The sequence below is a fragment of the Leeia oryzae DSM 17879 genome, from assembly GCF_000376945.1.
Taxonomy (GTDB): Bacteria; Pseudomonadota; Gammaproteobacteria; order Burkholderiales; family Leeiaceae; genus Leeia; species Leeia oryzae.
This window is the reverse complement of the sequence record NZ_AQXU01000012.1, coordinates 24,553-44,980: the sequence shown is the minus strand read 5'-3', so window position 1 is coordinate 44,980 and position 20,428 is coordinate 24,553. Positions and strand designations below refer to the sequence as shown.

At 50.8% G+C, this 20,428-nt stretch carries 21 protein-coding genes and 1 tRNA gene; 21 read left to right on the top strand and 1 reads right to left on the bottom strand.

Translation table 11 applies throughout. The features are described from left to right. Nucleotides 1-12: 12 nt before the first annotated feature. The 9 genes from accD to pyrF all read left to right on the top strand — a co-directional run bounded on the left by accD (nt 13) and on the right by pyrF (nt 8,637). Entirely contained in the window at nt 13-882 is an 870-nt protein-coding gene (accD, locus tag F552_RS0101420) for an acetyl-CoA carboxylase, carboxyltransferase subunit beta (RefSeq protein WP_018149928.1), read from the top strand. Further along, on the top strand, nt 882-2,180 hold the full coding sequence (folC, locus tag F552_RS0101415) for a bifunctional tetrahydrofolate synthase/dihydrofolate synthase (protein WP_018149927.1): 1,299 nt from the start codon (nt 882-884) through the stop codon (nt 2,178-2,180). The genes accD and folC overlap by 1 nt, the downstream gene beginning before the upstream one ends. 32 nt (nt 2,181-2,212) lie before the next feature. Further along, entirely contained in the window at nt 2,213-3,007 is a 795-nt protein-coding gene (locus F552_RS0101410; protein ID WP_018149926.1) for an SPOR domain-containing protein, read from the top strand. Nucleotides 3,008-3,041: 34 nt separating this feature from the next. Beyond that, nucleotides 3,042-3,530, top strand: coding sequence for a CvpA family protein (locus F552_RS0101405; protein WP_018149925.1), 489 nt, complete (start codon nt 3,042-3,044; stop codon nt 3,528-3,530). 95 nt (nt 3,531-3,625) lie between these two features. Next, nucleotides 3,626-5,167: an amidophosphoribosyltransferase gene (purF, locus tag F552_RS0101400; RefSeq protein WP_018149924.1), complete on the top strand. Its 1,542-nt coding sequence runs from the start codon at nt 3,626-3,628 to the stop codon at nt 5,165-5,167. 1 nt (nt 5,168) lies between these two features. Then, nucleotides 5,169-6,374, top strand: coding sequence for an O-succinylhomoserine sulfhydrylase (locus tag F552_RS0101395; protein ID WP_018149923.1), 1,206 nt, complete (start codon nt 5,169-5,171; stop codon nt 6,372-6,374). Nucleotides 6,375-6,392: 18 nt separating this feature from the next. Next, a complete protein-coding gene (locus F552_RS0101390) occupies nt 6,393-6,704 on the top strand; it encodes a LapA family protein (RefSeq protein WP_018149922.1) in 312 nt (103 codons plus the stop codon). Nucleotides 6,705-6,738: 34 nt separating this feature from the next. Next, nucleotides 6,739-7,902 (top strand): lipopolysaccharide assembly protein LapB, encoded by a 1,164-nt coding sequence (gene lapB / locus F552_RS0101385; protein ID WP_018149921.1) that lies wholly within the window; start codon nt 6,739-6,741, stop codon nt 7,900-7,902. A 30-nt stretch (nt 7,903-7,932) separates the two neighbouring features. Next, complete coding sequence (gene pyrF, locus F552_RS0101380) at nt 7,933-8,637, top strand: orotidine-5'-phosphate decarboxylase (RefSeq protein WP_018149920.1); 705 nt, start codon at nt 7,933-7,935, stop codon at nt 8,635-8,637. A gap of 26 nt (nt 8,638-8,663) precedes the next feature. Here pyrF and F552_RS0101375 read toward each other — a convergent pair. Further along, nucleotides 8,664-8,738 (bottom strand) — tRNA-Arg (locus tag F552_RS0101375). Nucleotides 8,739-8,929: 191 nt separating this feature from the next. Between F552_RS0101375 and hpnC the strand changes: the two genes are divergently transcribed. From hpnC to bamB, 12 genes are all read left to right on the top strand, one after another. Beyond that, nucleotides 8,930-9,754 carry a squalene synthase HpnC gene (gene hpnC, locus F552_RS0101370; RefSeq protein WP_018149919.1) on the top strand — a complete coding sequence of 275 codons (825 nt, stop codon included), beginning with the start codon at nt 8,930-8,932 and terminating at the stop codon, nt 9,752-9,754. Nucleotides 9,755-9,761: 7 nt separating this feature from the next. Then, nucleotides 9,762-10,607, top strand: a complete 846-nt coding sequence (gene hpnD / locus F552_RS0101365; RefSeq protein ID WP_026182283.1) for a presqualene diphosphate synthase HpnD — start codon at nt 9,762-9,764, stop codon at nt 10,605-10,607. Next, the gene (hpnE, locus tag F552_RS0101360) at nt 10,604-11,926 is read left to right on the top strand and encodes a hydroxysqualene dehydroxylase HpnE (protein ID WP_026182282.1); all 1,323 of its coding nucleotides are present in this window, start codon (nt 10,604-10,606) and stop codon (nt 11,924-11,926) included. The genes hpnD and hpnE overlap by 4 nt, the downstream gene beginning before the upstream one ends. Before the next feature lie 16 nt (nt 11,927-11,942). Then, nucleotides 11,943-12,689, top strand: a complete 747-nt coding sequence (locus tag F552_RS0101355; protein WP_018149916.1) for an SDR family NAD(P)-dependent oxidoreductase — start codon at nt 11,943-11,945, stop codon at nt 12,687-12,689. 108 nt (nt 12,690-12,797) lie between these two features. Further along, nucleotides 12,798-13,223 (top strand): nucleoside-diphosphate kinase, encoded by a 426-nt coding sequence (gene ndk / locus F552_RS0101350; protein ID WP_018149915.1) that lies wholly within the window; start codon nt 12,798-12,800, stop codon nt 13,221-13,223. Nucleotides 13,224-13,308: 85 nt separating this feature from the next. Beyond that, nucleotides 13,309-14,394: a dual-specificity RNA methyltransferase RlmN gene (gene rlmN, locus F552_RS0101345; RefSeq protein ID WP_018149914.1), complete on the top strand. Its 1,086-nt coding sequence runs from the start codon at nt 13,309-13,311 to the stop codon at nt 14,392-14,394. 54 nt (nt 14,395-14,448) lie between these two features. Further along, nucleotides 14,449-15,153, top strand: a complete 705-nt coding sequence (locus tag F552_RS0101340; RefSeq protein WP_026182281.1) for a tetratricopeptide repeat protein — start codon at nt 14,449-14,451, stop codon at nt 15,151-15,153. After that, on the top strand, nt 15,146-15,991 hold the full coding sequence (locus tag F552_RS0101335) for a helix-turn-helix domain-containing protein (protein ID WP_083917394.1): 846 nt from the start codon (nt 15,146-15,148) through the stop codon (nt 15,989-15,991). The genes F552_RS0101340 and F552_RS0101335 overlap by 8 nt, the downstream gene beginning before the upstream one ends. A 50-nt stretch (nt 15,992-16,041) precedes the next feature. After that, entirely contained in the window at nt 16,042-17,307 is a 1,266-nt protein-coding gene (gene ispG / locus F552_RS0101330; RefSeq protein ID WP_033374445.1) for a flavodoxin-dependent (E)-4-hydroxy-3-methylbut-2-enyl-diphosphate synthase, read from the top strand. 62 nt (nt 17,308-17,369) lie between these two features. Beyond that, nucleotides 17,370-18,626, top strand: coding sequence for a histidine--tRNA ligase (hisS, locus tag F552_RS0101325; protein ID WP_018149910.1), 1,257 nt, complete (start codon nt 17,370-17,372; stop codon nt 18,624-18,626). Between the two features lie 35 nt (nt 18,627-18,661). After that, complete coding sequence (locus tag F552_RS0101320) at nt 18,662-19,300, top strand: YfgM family protein (RefSeq protein WP_018149909.1); 639 nt, start codon at nt 18,662-18,664, stop codon at nt 19,298-19,300. Continuing rightward, nucleotides 19,300-20,424, top strand: a complete 1,125-nt coding sequence (gene bamB / locus F552_RS0101315) for an outer membrane protein assembly factor BamB (protein ID WP_026182279.1) — start codon at nt 19,300-19,302, stop codon at nt 20,422-20,424. Before F552_RS0101320 ends, bamB begins: the two co-directional genes overlap by 1 nt. The last annotated feature ends 4 nt before the right edge of the window (nt 20,425-20,428 follow it).

The window sequence follows — 20,428 nt, the reverse complement described above, 5'->3', positions numbered from 1 at the left end:
GAGGAATACCGGATGAGCTGGTTACAAAAATTGTTACCCCCAAAGATCAAAAGCAAGCCAGCGGGGAGCAAAACGGTTGTGCCGGAAGGTCTGTGGAGCAAGTGTTCTGCTTGTGAGGCGGTGCTTTACCGTACGGACCTGGAAAATAATCACCACGTATGCCCGAAGTGTAACCATCACAATCCGTTGTCAGCCAGACAACGTCTGGATTTGTTGCTGGACACGGAAGGACGCTTCGAGATTGGTGCGGAAGTGGCTCCAGTCGACAGTCTAAAGTTCAAGGATAGTCGTAAATATCCGGATCGTTTGTCTGCAGCCCAAAATGACACTGGTGAGACTGATGCGCTGGTGGTCATGCAAGGTGCAGTGCTGCGTCAGCCAATCGTGATTGCAGCTTTTGAATTCAAGTTCATTGGTGGCTCCATGGGGTCCGTGGTGGGCGAGCGGTTTGTACGTGGCGTGAATGCCGCTGTTGAACAAGGCGTGCCCTTCATGTGTGTCTCCGCATCTGGTGGTGCGCGTATGCAGGAAGGCCTTTCCTCATTGATGCAGATGTCAAAGACCAGCGCTGCGCTGACAAGATTGTCTGCTAAAGGTTTGCCATTTATCTCCTTGTTGACCGACCCGACCATGGGTGGTGTATCGGCCAGTTTTGCCTTTTTGGGTGATGTTGTCATTGCCGAGCCTGGTGCCTTGATCGGTTTTGCCGGCCCGCGCGTGATTGAGCAGACGGTTCGTGAAACCTTGCCTGAAGGTTTCCAGCGATCAGAGTTTCTGCTGGAACATGGTGCCATTGACATGATCGTGGATCGTCGTGATCTGCGTAGACAGGTTGCCGAGCTGGTTGCCTTGTTGCAACGCAATCCGGTTCTGGATGCCTGATGCCGGATACCAAGGAATTAGCCAGTTATTCGGTAGATGACTGGCTTCATCATTTGGAAGCATTGCATGCTCATGTGATTGAGCTTGGTCTGGACCGTGTGCATGCAGTGATCAGCCAAATGGGTCTAACCCCGTCAGTACCCGTGATTACGGTTGCAGGTACGAACGGTAAAGGATCCGTTTGTGCCATGATGGAACGTATATACAGCGCTGCCGGATTTAGCGTTGGTGTTTACAGTTCTCCTCATCTGATCCGCTATCATGAGCGAGTGCGGATCAACTTGGCTCCGATTACTGATCTGGCCTTGTGCCAATCGTTCCAGGCCGTCGAAGCCGGTAGAGGTGAGGTTGCCTTAACGTACTTCGAATTCGGTACGCTGGCGGCTATGGCTGCTTTTATGCAAGCCAAGGTGGATGTCATCATTCTTGAAGTTGGTCTGGGTGGGCGTCTTGATGCCGTCAATGCATTCGAGCCTTCATGCACCGTTATTACCAGCATTGATCTTGATCATCAGGCGTTTCTTGGTAATACAAGAGAGGCGATCGGGTTTGAAAAGGCTGGCATCTTCCGCAAAGACATTCCTGCCATTTGCGCCGATCCGTTACCACCTGCAACGGTAGAGGCGCATGCCCGGGCAATCGGGGCGCACTGGTTGCCGCTGGCGCAGGATGAACATGGCTTCGGGTATCGCAGAGTCGAAAACCAATGGAATGCATGGTGCGGGCAAAAGCATTACCGATCTCTGCCAATACCGGCCTTGAGGGGCAGTTACCAACTGAATAATGCTGCTGCTGCATTGGCGGCTATTGCCTGCTTGCAAACAACTTTGCCTGTGAGCATGGGGGCGATACGCAGAGGACTCTTGGAAGTTGAACTGCCTGGACGTTTTCAGGTATTGCCCGGGCAGCCGCAAGTTATTCTGGATGTCGGACATAACCCTCATGCAGCCAAAGCATTGGCAAGTAATTTGTCGCAACTGGGTTATGCAGAACGCACGTTTGCCGTGTGTGGCATGATGGCCGACAAGGATGTGGATTCTGTCATTGCACTGTTAGATGGACACATTGATGTCTGGATGCTGGCCAGCCTGCCGCCGCCCCGTGGCGCCAATGCCATTGAACTTGCAGAAAAAATAATTGCCAGAGGTGGGGTAGCCCATAGTTATGACACACCGGAACTAGCCTGGAATGCAGCATTTAAGCAAGCCGGAGAGCGAGACAGGATACTGGTGTTCGGTTCTTTTATCACTGTTGGCGAAGTGTTGCCACTGGCCCAGAAACGACATGCATCTCATTAATTCTCACATGAGGTGTTCAGGAAATATCGTCTATGAATGATAAGGTTTCAAAGATTCAGAGCTTGAATGAAGAGCAGCAGTTATTAAAGCGGCGTGCAAGAAGGCGTTTAGTTGGTGCCATCGCATTGGTTCTGCTGATGGTGATTGTACTGCCGATGGTGCTGGATACTCAGCCTAAAGCCAACAATCAGGACGTCAAGATTGAAATCCCTGATCAAAATGCAAATTCACTGCCTGCGCTGGCCACCCCTGCAAATGAAGCACCTGCAAGTAGTGATGATGTTTCAACGGTGGCGGCGGTTTCTGCACCTACACAATCGGTGACGGCAGAAATTCCGAAAGAGACCCAGGATAGCACGGCCTCTGTGCCTGCCGACAAGGCGGCCACCAAAGGCTTGAAAGAAGCTGCAGACAAACAGGCCCAACTGGATGCCGAGAAGCAGCGTCAGCTAAAGCTGGCTCAAGACAAGCAAAAGCAGCAGGATGATGCCAAAAAAGCTGCCGAGCTTAAAAAGCAGCAAGAGGCATTGAATGCATTGGCAGATAAACAGCAGACACCTCCTGCTAAAGCAGATGCGGCTAAGAGTGAGCAGCAGAAAAAGCCTTATGTGGTCCAGTTTGCCGCTTTGAATGATGGCTCCAAGGCCAAGGATTTATTGCAAAAACTGTCTGGCCATGGCATCCGTGCATTTGTTGTGACGGTCCATACCGATAAAGGTGAGTTTAGCAAGGTGAGAGCAGGCCCCTATGCATCCAAAGACGAAGCAGATTACGTCCGCAAGAAGGCAGAAGCCGCTGGCTTGCCAGCAATTATTGTGACCAATTGAGGTTTGACTTGAGCATATTTGCGGGGTTATTTGCATGACAGGTTTTGATTACCTGGCTTTGGGCATTGTTAGTGTATCCGTTGTGCTTGGTGTCATCAGAGGGTTGGTCAAAGAGGTTTTGTCACTACTCACTTGGGTAGCTGCTTACGCATTGGCACAAGCCTTTTATCTGGATGTTATACCCTGGTTGCCTGCGGAAATTCCGGGCCAACCGTTAAAAGTACTGGTTGCATTTGTGTTGCTTATGCTGGCAGGCTGGTTGTTGATGTCTTTTGTCACGATAGCGATTGGCGAGTTGGTGAAATTATCCGGACTGGGCGTAGTGGATCGAGCACTCGGGATATTGTTCGGCCTGATTCGTGGTGTGCTGATCCTGTGCTTGCTGGTCATCATGGCTGGCCTGACCAAGTTGCCTCAATCCAGCTTCTGGCGAGAAGCGGCATTCAGTGCGCCGCTAGAGGTAATTGTTGCAGACATTAAGCCATGGTTGCCTGCACATTTGGGTGCATTGGTAAAATATTGAACGGGCAGTTAGCAGTGCTCACGGAATTTTGCTTTGTGGTGTCATTTAACATGGCATTCAAAGTTTGTTTTTGACTTGAACTAGAGAACGCAAACATGTGTGGTATTTTGGGTGTTGTAGGCAAACAGCCTGTTAACCAGTTACTTTACGATGGCCTGCTGATTTTACAGCACAGGGGTCAGGATGCCGCCGGCATTGTAACTGCTAATGGCAACTCTTTTCATATGCACAAAGGTAATGGCCTCGTTCGGGATGTTTTCCGTACCCGGAATATGCGTTCTCTGATGGGGGCAAGCGGGATTGCACATGTCCGCTATCCTACTGCGGGCTCATCTTCGGTTGCCGAGTCTCAGCCGTTCTATGTGAACTCACCGTTTGGTATTGTGCTGGCGCATAACGGCAACCTGACCAATGCCGAGCAGTTGAAACGCGAGATGTATCAGCTGGATCTGCGTCACATCAACACGAACTCTGACTCAGAGGTTCTGTTGAATGTATTTGCGCACGAGTTGCAACGCCTGACCAAAAATAGCCGTATTGATGCTGATGCCGTCTTTGGTGCCATTGCGGGTGTCCACAAGCGTTGCCGCGGTGCATACGGTGTGGTTGCGATGATTGCCGGGTATGGTCTGGTGGCGTTCCGTGACCCTTACGGTATTCGTCCGCTGGTATACGGCGAGGCGAATACAGCTGCCGGTAAAGAATATCTGGTGGCATCGGAATCGGTCGCACTGGATTCGCTTGGCTTTAAGCTGGTTCGTGACATTGCACCGGGTGAGGCCTTGTTCATCGAATTTGATGGCACGTTCCATAGCCGCCAATGTGCTGAAAATCCAAGCCTGAACACCTGTATCTTCGAATATGTCTATCTTGCCCGACCTGACTCGGTGATTGATGGTGCATCTGTCCACGAAGCCCGTTTGAACATGGGTGAAGGTCTTGCCCGTAAAGTAAAAGAAGTCCTGGGTGATGAACGCATTGATGTGGTGATTCCAATTCCGGATACCAGTCGTCCAAGTGCCTTGCAATTGGCCAATAGCTTGAACTTGCCTTACCGTGACGGTTTTATCAAAAACCGTTATATCGGCCGTACCTTTATCATGCCAGGGCAGGCTATGCGCAAGAAGTCTGTCAGACAGAAGCTCAATGCCATCGGCATCGAGTTCAAAGGCAAGAATGTATTGCTGGTAGATGATTCTATTGTGCGTGGAACAACCAGCCATGAAATCGTACTGATGGCGAGAGAAGCAGGGGCGAATAAAGTGTTCTTCGCTTCTGCGGCGCCTCCTGTACGGTTCCCATATGTTTACGGTATTGATATGCCAAGCAGGCACGAATTGTTGGCTAATGGCAGAACCGATGAGCAGATTGCAGAGGAAATCGGGGCTGATGCCGTGATTTATCAGGATCTGGAATCATTGAAAGAAGCAGTGAAAGCGGCAAATCCGGCCAATGTTTCGTTTGACGCTTCCTGTTTTGATGGTATTTATACGACTGGTGACATCTCGGAAGAGTACCTGGCCCAGATTGAAAATAGCCGCTCGGATGGCAAGCAGGATAGTGCAGATGATGGTCAGACCCGGAATCTGGATTTTAATCTGGGTGTAGCTGAACAAGCATTGCGTTACGAGGAATAACATGGATCACGACCGCTCTGAACTGCTGGATAGTAACTTTGATGATGCCACGCTGGCAGTCAGGGCTGGCACCATGCGTAGTGCTTTTGGCGAGCACAGTGAAGGCCTGTTCCTTACTTCCAGCTACGTGTTTGCATCTGCAGCAGAAGCAGCAGCCCGGTTTAGCGAATCTGAACCTGGTTACACTTATTCGCGCTTTACAAATCCGACCGTCACCATGTTTGAAGAACGCTTGGCGGCGATGGAGCATGCCGAGCGTTGTGTCGCAACGGCTAGTGGCATGTCTGCCATTCTGTCTGTCTGCATGGGGCTTCTGAAGAGCGGTGATCATATTGTTGCTTCACTGAGTCTGTTTGGGTCAACCATCGGCTTATTCAACAACATCTTGTCCCGTTTTGGTATCACCACGACTTACGTGCCACTGGATGATGTCAGTGCCTGGGAAGCGGCCATTCAGCCGAATACCAAACTGTTCTATCTGGAAACGCCTTCCAACCCCCTGATGGAGTTGGCCGATATCTCTGCCATTGCCGCCGTGACAAAAGCGCGTGGCGTGATTTTGGCGGTGGATAACTGTTTTGCCACGCCCATTTTGCAAAAGCCCCTGACGATGGGGGCTGACATTGTCGTGCACTCTGCCACTAAATACATTGATGGCCAGGGCAGGGTACTGGGGGGGGCTGTACTGGGTAACAAGGATTTGATGCAGCAAGTCTTTCTGTTCTTGCGAACAGCCGGACCAACCTTGTCAGCTTTTAATGCATGGACGCTGCTCAAGTCTCTGGAAACCTTGCCATTGAGGATGGAGCGCCACTGTCAGACCGCGTTGGCATTGGCCGAATGGCTGGAGCAGCATCCTGCGGTAGAACGGGTTTATCACCCCGGGCTGGCCTCTCATCCTCAGCATGCGCTTGCAAAACAGCAGCAGACCATGGGTGGGGGCGTACTCTCGTTTATCGTGAAAGGTGGGCGAGAAGCAGCCTGGCAGGTGATAGATGCAACACGGATGATTTCCATTACAGGTAATCTTGGTGACGCTAAAACAACGATTACACACCCTGCCAGTACAACGCATTTCCGGATCAGTCCGGAAGCCAGAGAGGCTGCAGGCGTGGTTGAAGGGCTGTTGCGTGTATCGGTTGGCCTGGAGTCACTGGAGGATATCCGCCAGGATTTGAGTACCGGTCTGGATTTGTGTTTACGCTGATAGTGAAAAGGTAGTGCCATGAAATATGCGTTGCTGGCCTTGAAGGTCGTCGTATTCTTGCTGCTGTTTGGTTTTGCCATGCATAACAGCCAGACTGTCACCATGAATCTCTTTCTTGGTTACGCCTGGAATACGCCCCTGATTGTCTTGGTACTGGTTTTTTTTGTAGCAGGTGCCTTGTTCGGGTTGCTCGCAAGCCTGGTTTTTGTCATGAGGGTGCGTCGCGAGTTGCTGGCTCTCAAGCGAGAGTTGCGACATAAATCGTCACATGCGCCAGAGCCTGTTCAGCCGTTAGACGGTGTTGTGACTTCATCAGATTTACCTATCTAAGCGTTGCTAACGTTTAGCTCCGGAAAAAATTAGCGTGGAATTTAATTTCTTATGGTTGTTGTCCCTGCCGGTTTTCTTCGGGCTGGGCTGGCTGGCTGCACGGATTGATTTAAGGCAATTATTGCGGGAGTCTCGTCGTGTTCCTCAGGCCTATTTCAAAGGCCTGAATTTCTTGTTGTCCGAGCAGCATGACAAAGCGCTCGAATCGCTGGTCAGTGTGGCACACAATCATCCCGATACGGTCGAGTTGCAGTTTGCCTTGGGGAGCCTGTTTCGCCGCAAAGGGGAAATCGACAAGGCCATTACCCTTCACCAGTCGATTGTTGCCAGGCAGGATGTAACGGAAGAGATTCGCTCGGATGCATTAGAAGCATTGGGGCATGACTTTCTCAAAGCCGGTTTGTTTGACCGGGCTGAGGATGCATTTACCCGTTTGTTATCCACTAACAGATCAACAGCAGCCAAAGAAGCTTTGCTTGGCATCTACCAGCAGGAAAGAGAATGGCCCAAAGCCATTGATATGGCACGGCAATTGTCGGATACCCCGCATGCATGGCAGGCAGAGGTGGCTCAGTTTCACTGTGAACTTGCGCATCGTGCAATGTCTGAACTTGATTGGCCAACTGCAACCCTCAATCTTGAAGCGGCATTAAATGTTCATCGCAAATGTGTCAGAGCGACGATCATGTTGGGTGATCTGGCATTGGCGCAGAAATTGCCGGAAGAGGCGATCAAAATCTGGCGTCGTGTCGAGAGTCAGGATGCAGAGTTTTTGCCGATGGTAGCCGAGCGTTTATTACGAACCTACGAGCAGCAATCTCGTCTTGATGAAGGGCTGGCACTTCTGAAAGGCCTGTATCTGTCGCACCCGTCCCTAGATCTGCTGGAACATATCATTCATGGTGAACTTCAGCAGGGCAGGCTTAATGATGCTTATGTGCTCCTGAAAGATGAACTTCGCCGTCAGCCGACACTGGCGGGGCTGGATCAGCTTTTACAGGTTCAATTGCAGGTTGTGCCAGTTGAGCGCAGAGCAGATCTTGAGCAAGTCAGGCAGCTTGTGCATCAGCACGCCGATCGTTTGAACATGTATTCATGCAAGCATTGCGGATTTAAGGCCCGGCAGTATTTTTGGCATTGTCCGGGGTGTGCGACCTGGGAATCGTACTCGCCGCAACGTTATCGCGCGCTGGCATAGTGTTTAATCTTTACTTCTAAAGTATCAAAAATGAACCGTATTGATAAAAGAATCATCATTGCACTGGATTTTGCCATCGAGCAGGAAGCGATTGCATTTGTATCCCGACTGAACCCGTCAACGTGCCGTCTGAAGGTGGGTAAGGAATTATTTACGCGCTGTGGCCCTGGTTTACTCGAGAAATTTCATGCCCAAGGATTTGACGTTTTTCTGGACATGAAATTTCACGATATCCCGAATACTGTCGCCCAGGCTGTTAAAACAGCAGCTGAGCTCGGGGTGTGGATGGTGAACGTACATGCCCTGGGTGGTCGCCGGATGATGGAGACCGTTCGTGAAAGAGTAGAAGGTTTGTCATACAGACCAAAGCTGATTGCGGTCACCATCCTGACCAGTATGGAAGCTTCGGATCTTCAGGAAATCGGCTTGCAGGGTAGCCCAGCCGAGATGGTGGATCGTTTGGCTCGTTTGACCCAAGTATCCGGTTTTGATGGTGTGGTTTGCTCTGCCCTTGAAGCCGGCAAAATCAAGCAGGATTTGGGCAGTGCGTTTTTGACCGTGACCCCCGGTATTCGTCCTGCCGATGCCAGTGCTGACGACCAGGCCAGAATCATGACACCAGAAGCCGCTGTGGCCAATGGTTCGGATTATCTGGTGATTGGCCGGCCAATCACCAAAGCGGCAGACCCGGTGCTGGCACTGGATAATATTCGTAAATCGCTTGGGGAAGTGTGAGCGCTTGAGGTGAGGGCCAGTTAAACTGGCCTCCCCGACAGGAATCGAACCTGTATCTGCCCCTTAGGAGGGGGCCGTTCTATCCATTGAACTACAGAGAGTCAGCGCGCCGTAAAATCAACAATAACGGCTGCGGGCGCATGATAACACAAGCCATGATGACAGTGTTGTTTGTTTTATTCTGCCACAGACCATGTGGAAATACCGGGTATTACGTGATGCGGATAGGCTAGGCCAAGTGTTTAAGGCATAATACGGCCATCTTAGCTTGGTATCAAAGGCGACGGACCCGATGCCGGTCGATCATTACGAAAACTTCCCTGTAGCCTCATTATTGTTACCCCGGCGTCTTCGCCATCCCGTTGAAGTCATTTATGCATTTGCCCGTTCTGCGGATGACATTGCAGATGAAGGGGATGCTTTGCCGGAGGTAAGATTGGCTGCGCTGGATGCCTATCGTGAAGAGCTAAAAAAAATCTCTCAAGGGCAGACATCTGATATTCCACTGTTTCAGGCCCTGAAAAAGGTCATTGCTGACCACCAGTTGCCATTGCAACCATTTAACGATCTGCTGGATGCATTCAGTCAGGATGTGGTCAAGGTCCGCTATCAGGATTTTGGCGAGCTGGTTCAATACTGTCGCCGCTCTGCAAACCCTGTTGGGCGATTGATGCTCCATTTATTTGGATTGACCACACCGCAAGCGCTGGCCATGAGTGACGGCATTTGTACCGCCTTGCAATTGATCAATTTCTGGCAGGATGTGGCCATTGATTGGTCAAAAGGCCGGGTTTATCTCCCACAGGAAGATTTGGTGCGCTTTAACGTCAATGAGTCGCAAATTGCAGCGGGCGTCATGACGCCCCAGTGGCAAAACCTGATGCGTTTCGAAATAGAACGCACCAGGAAAATGCTGCAAGCAGGGGCGCCGCTTGGCTTAATGTTGCCCGGTCGTATGGGACTGGAATTGCGCATGATCATTCTGGGGGGGGAACGTATCCTGAAAAAGCTTTGGGATAACCAGGGTGATGTTTTTGAGCATCGACCACAGCTGAAAATGGCAGACTGGTTTTATATGTTAGGGCGGGCATTGTTTCCTCGCTCATTCAAGGTGTGAGAAATCGGTGACTCCAGATCAATATTGCGCTGATAAAGCAGCAAAAAGCGGCTCCAGTTTCTACTACGCATTTCGCTTTCTTCCCATGGAACGTCGTCAAGCCATGATGGCGCTCTATGCCTTTTGCCGGGAAGTGGATGACGTTGTCGATGAGGTCAGTGATGAACAGGTTGCCAGGGCAAAGCTGAACTGGTGGCGTACTGAACTGGCGAATGCGTTCTCTGGCCAGCCGCAACACCCTGTGACAAAAGCCCTGGTGCCAGCCATCAAGACATTTGCCTTGCCAATGAGCGAGTTTGAAGAGATTCTGGACGGCATGGAGATGGACCTGAATATGGTGCGCTATGCCACGTATCAGGATTTATTGCTGTATTGCCATCGGGTGGCGGGTGTCGTGGGGCAGCTATCTGCGAGGATATTCGGGTTTAAGGACGAGAGTACGCTTGCTTACGCACATGAGCTTGGTATCGCCTTCCAGTTGACCAATATCATCCGGGATGTGGGTGAAGATGTTCGGCGTGGGCGGATTTATCTGCCGGTTGAAGACCTGCAATCCTTTCAGGTACCAGCCTCTGAGCTGACCAGATACCAAGAGTCCGATCGTTTCACGGCGCTCATGCTGTTTGAAGTCGAGCGTGCGCGTGCATCATACAAGAAGGCGCTGTCACTATTGCCGGCAGTTGACCGAAAAACTCAGCGCCCCGGGTTGATGATGGCGGCTATCTATCATGCCACACTGGAAGAAATCGTTCTCGATGGCGCAGGTAAAGTGCTCAACCAGCGACTGAGTATCCCTGGTGGCCGGAAACTGTGGCTGGCCTTCAAAACCTGGTGTTTTGGCTTAACCTTATGAAGCCAAAGGTTGTCGTCATGGGCGGCGGCTACGCTGGTATGGCGGCTGCGGTTGTGTTGTCTGCCTCTGGTTGCCAGGTCAATGTTTTTGAAGCCGGGAAACGCCTTGGCGGACGGGCGCGACAGGTGACTTGGCACGGACACCATCTGGACAATGGACAGCATATTTTGCTAGGTGCTTACACGACGCTGCTGGGTCTGATGGCATTTGTTGATCCAGATGAACATTTGGCGCTCAAGGCCCTGCCACTCACCTGGGATATGCACGGCAAAGTCAATCTGAGCGCGAATCCATTACTCGGGCGTGCGGGGACTTTGCTTGCGCTGCTGACTGCCAAAGGATTCAACCTGCGCGACAAGATGGGCATTCTGTCCAAGCTCGTGCAGACCAGATTCTCCTCTCGGTCCGCGCCTGATGGACCCGTTTCAGACTGGTTACGGGGGCAGACAGACAATTCGATCTGCTATTTCTGGGAGCCGCTTTGCCTGGCAGCCTTAAACACACCGATCCATCTGGCATCATCGCGTATTTTCAAAAGCGTCATTCTGGATGGCCTGCTAGCAGGGGCAAACGCGTCTCGCATGCTGCTGCCCAAGGTGAACTTGTCTGCATTATGGCCGGAAAAGGCCGCTGTATTTGTGGCCAAGCATGACGGAAAGATGTTTCTCGCAGAGAAAGTGAAACATCTCCAGTGTGATGCTGACGGATTTACCCTGATTACCAGCAAGCAAGCACTATCCGCCGATGCCGTAGTCTGTGCGGTTGGCCCGCATCAGTTGGCGGATCTGGACTTGCCACATGAACTTTCATCAGCAGTTGATCATGTATCTGCATTTGCCTATCAGCCAATCCGGACAGTGTATGTACAATATGCAGAAACGGCGAGTTTGCCAAAGCCCGTGCATGGATTGCATCACTGCATAGAGAACGGCATTTGCCATTGGGTGTTTGACCGTGGGCAGTTGACTGGTGAGCATGGTTTGCTTGCGGTGGTGATTAGCGCAGAGCATCGTCAGCATGCTTCACCTAAAGAAGAACTTGAATCGAAGGTGATTCAGGAGTTAAAAGCATTTTTCCCTGAGTTGCCAACGCCACTATGGGCAAAATCCATTCTTGAGACCAGGGCAACATTTCAGGCAGATGTGGCCTTGCCACGTCCTGATGGAAAAACGTCCAATGCCCGTTTTGCATTTGCCGGGGATTATATTGAAAGTCCGTATCCGGCCACGCTGGAGTCTGCAGCAAGAAGTGGGGTAGTGGCAGCAAACAGACTGGCAACCACTCTGGGTTTGAACGTGCCCGAACATTTTAAAATATAAATGGAGTTATCTCGTGATGAGACATTATGAAGCCCCTGCAGACCTCTTGAAGGACCGCGTTATTCTGGTAACCGGGGCAAGTACAGGTGTTGGTGCTGCGGTTGCAGAAGCGTGTGCAAGCCATGGCGCGACCGTGATCTTGCTGGCAAGACGGGTCAAGTGGCTAGAGAAAGTGTATGACCGTATTGTTGCCGCGGGTAACCCGGAACCGGCTATCATGCCCATGGATCTGGCGACAGCGGGTGAACAGGAGTTCAATCATGCTGCCTCTGTGATTGAGCGACAACTGAAGCGGCTGGATGGGATTGTCCATTGTGCCGCACTGGATGATTCTTTAAGCCCGATGGAAGTTGATACGGTCGATAACTACACCAAACGCCTTCGCGTCAATGTAGTTGCACCATTTGGTCTGACCAAGGCCTGCTTGCCATTGCTGAAAGCCGCCGAAGATGCTTCAATCGTTGTGACATCCGAAAGTCATGCGGCACATCCTGCTGCTTATTGGAACGGGCTTTCTTCCACCAGGGCCGCCATGGAGCATGCCGCATTGGGCTGGTCGGACGAGTGGTCCCGGTTTGATAATCTGCGAGTCAACATTCTGGTGCCGGGCGTGATTAATTCCCCGTTCAGAAGCCGTACCCATCCTGGTGAATTCAAGGACAATCTGCCAAAGCCAGAATCCCTGGTGTCGGATTATCTGTTTTTATTGGGGCCAGATGGCAAACAAACCAGAGGTCAGCGCATTGTTGTTCACGAAGGCTAAGTGTGGTAGGTGAATCTGTTAATAACTTCTGTTATAATATTTGATTAACAGTTTGCATGTAATCTGCAAAAAGAATCACTAAAAACGCTAAGTTGGAGTAAATATAGCATGGCAATCGAACGTACCCTATCTATCATCAAGCCTGATGCAGTTGCAAAAAATGTCATCGGTCAAATCTACAGCCGTTTTGAAAACGCTGGCCTGAAGATTGTTGCTTCTAAAATGAAACAACTGTCACGTGCAGAAGCTGAAGGCTTTTACGCTGTTCACGCTGCCCGTCCATTCTTCAAAGATCTGGTTGATTTCATGATCTCTGGCCCAGTGATGATCCAGGTACTGGAAGGTGAAGGCGCCGTTCTGAAAAACCGCGACCTGATGGGCGCTACTGATCCTAAGAAAGCAGAAGCTGGTACCATCCGTGCTGATTTTGCTGATAGCATCGATGCAAACGCAGTACATGGTTCTGATGCTGCTGAAACCGCAGCAGTTGAAATTGCTTTCTTCTTCCCGCAAGCCGAAGTTTACGCACGTTAATCTTCAGTTCGGAAGATGTAGTTGAAAATTACGGCCTTGTCGCCGTATCCACAAGGCCAGCTTTGCTGGCCTTTTTGGGGTTTGTATGACCAATTTGTTAGATTTTGATCTTGCCGGTATGACGGAGTACCTGGTTAGCCAGGGTGAGAAGCCATTTCGTGCCAAGCAATTGCTTCGCTGGATTCATCATTTTGGTGAGTCTGATTTTGCGAACATGACCGACATTGCCAAAGTCACCCGAGAAAAGCTGGGCAAGGTAACGTGCATTACGCCGCCAGCACTGGTGGCCGAGCAGGCTTCTGAAGATGGTACTCGCAAATGGGCCCTGAACGTAGGGCAGGCCGGTGCTATCGAAACCGTGTTTATTCCGGAAGACGATCGTGGCACCTTGTGTGTGTCGTCGCAAGTTGGTTGTGCGCTAGAGTGCACCTTTTGCTCCACCGGGCGACAAGGTTTTAACCGCAACCTGACAGTGGCTGAAATCATTGGCCAGGTCTGGTGGGCAAACAAGTCGCTTGGAAGAGACCCAAAGGGGGAACGTATTATTTCTAACGTTGTCATGATGGGGATGGGTGAACCGCTCGCGAATTATGATAATGTAGTGACCGCTATGCGGCTTATGCTGGATGATCATGCCTATGGCCTGTCCCGCCGGCGTGTTACCCTGTCTACATCCGGCATTGTGCCGGCGATGGATCGGTTGCGTGAAGATTGTCCGGTTGCATTGGCCGTCAGTTTGCATGCACCAAACGATGCACTGCGGGACGAAATCGTCCCGATTAACAAAAAGTATCCGCTGGCCCAGCTGATGGAGGCGTGCCGCCGGTATCTTGAAAAAGCACCAAGAGATTTCATCACGTTTGAATATGTCATGCTCGACGGGGTTAACGATACGGACGAGCATGCAAGACAGTTGATCGCCCTGGTGAAAGATGTACCTTGCAAGTTCAACCTGATTCCATTCAACCCGTTCCCTAACTCGGGTTATGCGCGATCCAAGCCTGAGCAATTGAAACGCTTCAGGCAGCGCTTGATTGATGCAGGTTTTGTTGTTACGGTACGCAGGACACGGGGTGATGATATTGATGCCGCCTGTGGTCAGCTTGCAGGTCAGGTAATGGATAAAACTCAACGGCAGATAAAGTGGCAGCAACTGCAAAAGGATGAGTAAATCATGACGCTTCGATGGGCGAAATTCCTCTCAACGGGTTTGATGTGTTTTGTCATGCTCAACGCAATGGCCGATGACGAAAAGGCCTTGCAAGAACAGCGTGCAAATGTTCATGCACAACTGTCAGCCTTTTATCTTAGCGTCGGCAAGAATAAAGATGCGCTGGATGAGGCAATGACATCGAGAGAGGCTCGTCCCGACCTTGCGGTAGGCTACAACGCGCTTGGCTTGGTTTACGCGCAGCTGGAAGAAAACGAACTTGCCCAGCAGAATTTCAGCCAGGCCCTAAAAATCGAACCAAAGAATCCGGATTACAACACCAATTACGGCTGGTTTGTATGCAGAACCAATCCGGCAGCGTCGTTCCAGTACTTTACCCTGGCAGCGCACGATCCACTGTATAAAACGCCAGAAGTGGCATACACCTATGCAGGCCTTTGTGCGAAGAAAATCAATGATTTTGCAGCCGCAGAGAGTTATTTCCTGCGAGCAAATCGCCGTAGTCCGCAGATGCCATTGCCGTTATATGGTTTGGCAGAAATGCGGTACAAGGCAAAAGATTACATCATGGCAAGCCAGTATCTGCAACAGCTGGCCGAGTTGAATATTGATTCGCCAGAGGTTTACTGGCTGTCTGTCAAAGTCTATCGCAAGCTGGACAAGCAAGACGCATTGCAAAGTGCTGCAACAAGATTATTGAAGTTATTTCCAAAATCGAGAGAGGCTGACATGTATCAGCGTGGGGTGCAGGATGATTGATCAGTCCAGTCAGGCAGAAGAGTCTTTGCCTCAATCATCGACTGTAGCGCTACCCCAGTTGCTTTCGCAGGCTCGTCTTGAAAAAGGGTTGACGCTTGAAGATGTCAGCAGGCACTTGAGATTTTCTGTTACCCAACTGTCAGCCTTGGAGCAGGGGGATTTCTCTGTATTCCCTAATCGAGTGTTTCTTCAGGGAATTGCAAAAAATTACGGGAAATTCCTGGAGCTTGATCCGCAAATCTTGAAAGACGCGTTGGCCTTGGTCTTGCCGGCGGATGAGTCTCCTGTGATTGCGTTGCCATATACACAGCAAAAATTTGAAGTGTCCAGAAGTTTTACCGGCTGGAAATGGCTGATAGGCAGTATTGCTGTGTTGGGTGTGTTGGCCGTCATCGTGTTTTCACTGACGGGCCTGCTGTCATTTGGAAAACCCGGTTTGCTTCATGGGCTGCTAAGCCGTTCTGAGCAGCCGACTTCAGTCGCCATGCCCGCTTCAGAAGCCATTGTTGCTCCTGAAGCCAATGCATCATCAGATGATCTGGCACTCCAGACTGCACAAAGTCAGGAACAACTGGCCTCTGCTGTTGAGGTGCAGGGGGGGGCAGGGCATTTGGTGCTATCTGCAGACGAGGATGCCTGGGTAGAGGTCAAAGATGCCAGCGGCAAAAAACTGGCGTCCCAAATGCTAAAAGCAAATACCAAGCTGGAAGTGGATGGTCAACCACCCCTCAAGCTGAAGCTGGGCAAAGCTTCTCACGTCACTGTGAATTATGCTGGCAAGCCAGTGGATATTTCTTCGTCCATTCGCGGAGAAATTGCCCGGCTGGAAGTCCAGTAACGTCATTCGCTGAGTGATCCAATCAATATTGTGTATTAAGTGTGGTTAACATGTTGGCTCGTAGACAATCCCTGCAAGTTCGTATTGGTAATGTATTGGTAGGTGGCGATGCGCCCGTTGTTGTGCAATCCATGACCAATACCGATACAGCGGATATCCCTGCGACGGTGGCACAGATTGCAGAATTGGCTCGCGCCGGTTCAGAAATCGTCCGGATTACGGTGAATTCAGCAGAGGCAGCAGCAGCTGTCTCCGAAATCCGTAAGCAGCTGGATGATTTGGGATGTTTTGTGCCATTGGTTGGCGACTTTCATTTCAACGGTCATCGCTTGCTCAAAGACTATCCGGACTGTGCTGCTGCCTTGGCAAAGTTTCGTATCAATCCAGGTAATGTTGGTCGGGGCAGTAAAAAAGACGAGCAATTTGCTTTCATGATTCAAACGGCAATCGAGTACGACAAGCCGGTACGTATCGGGGTTAACTGGGGCAGCCTGGATCAGGCTTTGGCTAGTCGCCTGATGGATGAAAATGCCAAGCGGGCGCAACCCCTAACACCGGATGCCGTCATGCGCGAAGCATTGATTGTCTCTGCACTTGAGTCTGCTGATAAGGCCGTTGAGTTGGGGCTTGCGCCGGAAAAAATCATTCTGTCGTGCAAAGTCAGTCATGTGCAGGACTTGATTGCCGTCTACCGTGATCTGGCCGGTCGCTGCCAATATGCGTTGCATTTAGGTTTGACCGAGGCGGGGATGGGTAGCAAGGGTATTGTTGCGTCTACAGCAGCGTTAAGTGTGTTGTTGCAAGAAGGGATTGGCGACACGATTCGTGTTTCGTTGACACCAGAACCTGGTGGTGACCGGACGCGTGAAGTGATTGTTGCACAGGAAATTTTGCAGACCATGGGGATACGTTCTTTCACTCCACTGGTCACTGCGTGCCCTGGATGCGGCAGAACCACTAGTACCTTCTTCCAGGAACTAGCTGACCGTATCCAGACTTATCTGAGAGAGCAAATGCCGGTATGGCGTTTGCAGTATCCCGGTGTGGCAGACCTGAATGTGGCCGTAATGGGGTGTGTCGTCAATGGCCCTGGTGAATCACGTTTGGCTGACATCGGTATTTCATTGCCCGGCACGGGAGAAGTGCCTGTCTGCCCTGTATATGTGAACGGCGAAAAGACGGTAACGTTGAAAGGTGACAATATTGCCGAGGAATTCCAGGCTATCGTCGCTGACTATGTTACCCAGCATTACGGCCCTGGTGGTGTCAAACGGCAAAACAATACGCCCAAGGTCATTCCGGTGAAAGCTATCTGATCAGCCTTCCTGATGAAGGCTGCGACAATTTTTAAGACAAACAGATCTCATATAGATATTTTATGGCAAAAACAATTCAAGCAATTAAAGGGATGAACGATATCCTTCCTGGTGAGAGTGCGCGCTGGGAGTCTTTTGAAGCAATCGTCAGGGAAGTATTCGCTGCGTATGGTTATCGCAACATCCGCATGCCGATTGTTGAACAGACGGATTTGTTTGTCCGCTCCATTGGTGAGGTAACAGATATTGTCGAAAAGGAGATGTATACCTTTATCGACCGCCTGAACGGCGACAGCCTTACCCTGAGACCGGAAGGCACGGCATCTTGCCTGCGTGCCGTACTTGAGCATAATTTGTTGTACGATGGCCCGCAACGCGTATGGTATAGCGGTCCGATGTTCCGGCACGAGCGTCCGCAAAAAGGACGTTATCGCCAATTTCACCAGTTTGGTGTCGAGGCACTGGGGCTGGCTGGCCCGGATGTTGACGCTGAACAACTGGTGATGCTGTCCGATCTCTGGAAGAAACTGGGGCTGACAAATGTAGCGCTGGAAATCAACACGCTGGGTGATACCGAAAGCCGTGCCGCTCACAGGGCTAGTCTGATCAGCTATCTTGAATCACATGCCGAGTTGCTGGATGAAGAGGCTAAACGTCGTCTGCACACCAACCCGCTGAGGATTCTTGATACCAAGAACCCATCCATGCAGGCCATGGTGGATGCAGCACCCAAGCTGATTGATTTTGTCAGTGAAGATTCTCTCAAGCATTTCGAGAAGTTTCAGTCTTATATCCGTCAAGCCGGGATTGATTATCAGATTAACTCTCGTCTGGTCAGAGGGCTGGATTACTATAACCGGACAGTGTTTGAATGGACAACGACCCAGCTTGGCTCTCAGGGTACGATTTGTGGCGGTGGCCGCTATGATGGTCTGATTGAGCAAATGGGCGGCAAGCCAGCACCTGCCTGTGGTTTCGGCATGGGAATCGAGCGTATTTTGTTGTTGCTTGAGGCTCAGGAAATTGCGTTGCCGCTACAGACGCTGGATATTTATCTGGCGCAGCAGGGCGAGCAAGCGGCAGCTTTTGCCTGGCAGGTGGCCAGCCAGCTTCGCCAGGCTGGATTCAGTGTTCAACAGCACATGGGTGAGGCCAGTTTCAAATCCCAAATGAAGAAGGCAGATCAGTCTGGTGCCCGGTTTGCTGTTATTATTGGCGACGATGAGGCAAGTGCCCAGCAAGTGACGTTAAAACCATTGCGTCAGGCTGGCGAGCAGCAAAGACTATCTGTCAGTGATGTGATCACGACAATCAAGTAAAACCCGGCAATACTTTCTAACGATAAGAGGTTGTTATGGCGGTATATGATTTGCAAGAACAAGAGCAGCTGGACGCGCTGAAAGCCTGGTGGCAAGACAATGGAAAATTTGTCATTGGCCTCTCCTTGAGTGCATTGGTGGTTTTTGGTGGCGTACAAGGCTGGAAATACTGGAAGAACAAGCAATCTGCAGAAGCAGCGCAACAGTATGAAGTATTGCAAACCGCCATTTCTGCAAAAAAAGATTCGGTAGTTACAGCGACCAAACAGAAACTGGTTTCTGATTATGCCGGTACGGCTTATGCCAGCCGTGGCGCTATTCTGGCGGCTCATTATGAATGGGAAAAAGGCCAAACGGCCGATGTGGTTAAAGACCTTGAATGGGTGGTGAGCAATGCGACCGAGGCTCCGCTGAAGGATTTGGCCCATTTACGTCTGGCTACCGTTCTGCTGGATGGCAAGCAGTATGATAAGGCCTTGTCCGAACTGGCCCTGATTACGGTTGATCCGCTGAAAGGCCAGGTAAGCAATCTGAAGGGCGACATTCTTTGGGCTAAAGGGGATGCATCGGGTGCCAAATCCATGTATCAGGTTGCCATTGAACAGCTGGAAAAGGGTGATCCACTGCAATCGGTGGTTGAAATGAAGCTGGATGCTTTAGGCGGGGGCAAATAATGAACGCATATCTTCGAGGCCTGACAATTCTATCTGCGACGTCTATTCTGGCTGGATGCGCCATGTGGACATCGGGTGAGCGTATTAATCCCCCAACTGAATTAACCGACTTTGTTGCTCAAGCCTCACTGGAGCCTGTCTGGCAAGCATCTGTTGGTGCCGCTGGCGTTTACGGATTTTCGCCCGCAGTTGTCGATAATCATGTTTATGCAGCAGGTGCAGATGGCCAGATCAGGCAAGTTGATGGCGGGTTCTCGGTTGCGACCGGCGAGCCATTGTCTGCTGGTGTGGGGGGCGGCGCGGGCAAAGTAGCTGTCGTCAATACAAAGGGTGAACTGCTTGCCTATAATCTGGATGGCAAGCTTGCCTGGCGTTCTACCGTGGGTAGCCAGGTATTGGCAGCACCAACAATTGCAGCCAACACCGTTTTGGTCAAATCGGGTGACGGTAATCTGACCGGATACGATTTGTTGTCTGGTGCCAAGAAGTGGCAGGTCTCCAGATCTCAGCCATCGCTTTCATTGCGTTCGTCTGCACCTGCGGTTGTAGACCAGAATGTGGCGTATATTGGTGCGACCGCTGGTAAACTGCTGGCAGTGGACATGGCACGTGGGGTGGTCTTATGGGAAGCAACCGTTGCTCAGCCGCGTGGGGTGACAGATCTTGAACGTATTACCGATATTGCTAGCTCTCCGGCGGTCATTGACCAGACCGTGTGTGCTGTTGCTTATCAAGGTAAAATGTCTTGTTTTGACTCGAGAACGGGTCAATTGAAATGGACCAGAGAAGTGGCGAGCGAGCGTGGTTTGGCCGCTGATTTTCATAATGTTTATGTCACAGACTCAAATGGCAGCATTTATGCATTTGATAAAGACAATGGTGCCAGTGTATGGCGTCAGGACAGGTTGAAATATCGTGGTGTTTCTGCGCCGGCAGCCTTGGGGCGTTTTGTTGTTGTTGCAGATGCAGAAGGTTTTGCGCATGTACTTTCCAGAGATAATGGACAAATCGTTGCGCGACGACAGCTAGATGGAAGTGCGGTTGATGTTCAACCGTTAGTTAAAGATGAAACCATTGTTATTCAGACACGCAATGGCAATGTTTATGGATTCGGTATTCGTTAAGAGA